Genomic DNA, 1,033 nt, shown 5'->3' with positions numbered 1-1,033 from the left:
CTGCCCACCCTTGACCATCCGCACCGCCTCAAGCTTGAATTCCAGCGTGTAGCGCGCTCTCTTTGCCTTCGTCACTTTCGTTCTCCTTGCCTGGATTGAACCACTCAGCAAGGGATACGGATTCCGCGGGCAAGGTCATGGTCCCGGTAGTTGCGATCCGCAGAACGACATTCCTACACCGAGCCCTGCCCGCTCGGATCTGCTCGCTCTCCACCTTGGACAATAGGCTCCTCGAGAGTGCACACAAAGTATCCGGCCAACTGCTTCGGGACCTCTTCCCAAGGCAGGTCTTCTCGCTCCTTGTCCCCTAGAAAGGCGCGCTCGCGATAGCCGACCTCCAGCCCTCGTCGGTACAGTTTCAGATACTGCGGATGCATGTGTTCGAGCAGCCCGAAGCGCTCGATCAAAGGAATGAATCGGTGGCCTCGCTCGGTCAAGCCGTTCGCCGCAAGCAGCAAGACTGCCCCTTCGCTCAGCTGGCCGCGGGCGATGTTGGCGTACTGCTCCCGCTCCTTCGGATGCAGATCAGCTTCGGCAATGTGATTGAACACCTGGAACAGCACGCGGAAGTACGGTCCGAGCGCAGAGGGGTGTTCGGCATACACCGTTCCTTGATACAGCGTGGCGAGTCGATTTGCCTTGGATTCGGGCGTCTGCGTGAGGAACGAACTCATCGTTGAAACTAGGCTGGCCGCCCATGAATCCAGCGCTGCAGCGCCTTCGCGCCCAACGGAAGCGGTTGTCTCCAGTCGATCCAGCAGATCTCGGTTCAGGCCGAGCAGCTGTGAGCGTCCAGTCTGACCATCTTGAGAATGCGATAGGCACATAGGAGCCTCGTACCCACCTCAACTTTGGTGGATACGTATGACCTTCCCCGTCCAACCCGCTGGCGCTCGGCGCCGGCGTCGGCTCCACAGCGACGAGTTCAAGGCCAATGCCGTGGCAGCCTGCATGCAGCCGGGGATGTCCATGGCAGCCGTGGCGATGGCGCATGGCATCAACGCCAACCTATTGCGCCGCTGGGTGCGCCAGG

Annotated in this window: 2 protein-coding genes; one reads left to right on the top strand and one right to left on the bottom strand. The window is 60.6% G+C overall.

Annotated elements, in window-relative coordinates; translation table 11 throughout:
• Positions 1–173: 173 nt before the first annotated feature.
• Positions 174–674, bottom strand: coding sequence for a putative phage abortive infection protein (locus tag AC1DXV_RS34975; protein WP_477874568.1), 501 nt, complete (start codon positions 672–674; stop codon positions 174–176).
• A 190-nt stretch (positions 675–864) separates the two neighbouring features.
• On the opposite strand from AC1DXV_RS34975, the gene AC1DXV_RS34970 reads away from it, so the two are divergent.
• Positions 865–1,033, top strand: a 169-nt coding sequence (locus tag AC1DXV_RS34970; RefSeq protein ID WP_477874569.1) for a transposase, incomplete at its 3' end; no start/stop codon positions are given.

The sequence above is a fragment of the Rhizobacter sp. P3_C12 genome (genome assembly GCF_056402735.1).
The sequence above is the reverse complement of the archived record's forward strand: the minus strand, read 5'-3'. Positions and strand labels throughout refer to the sequence as shown.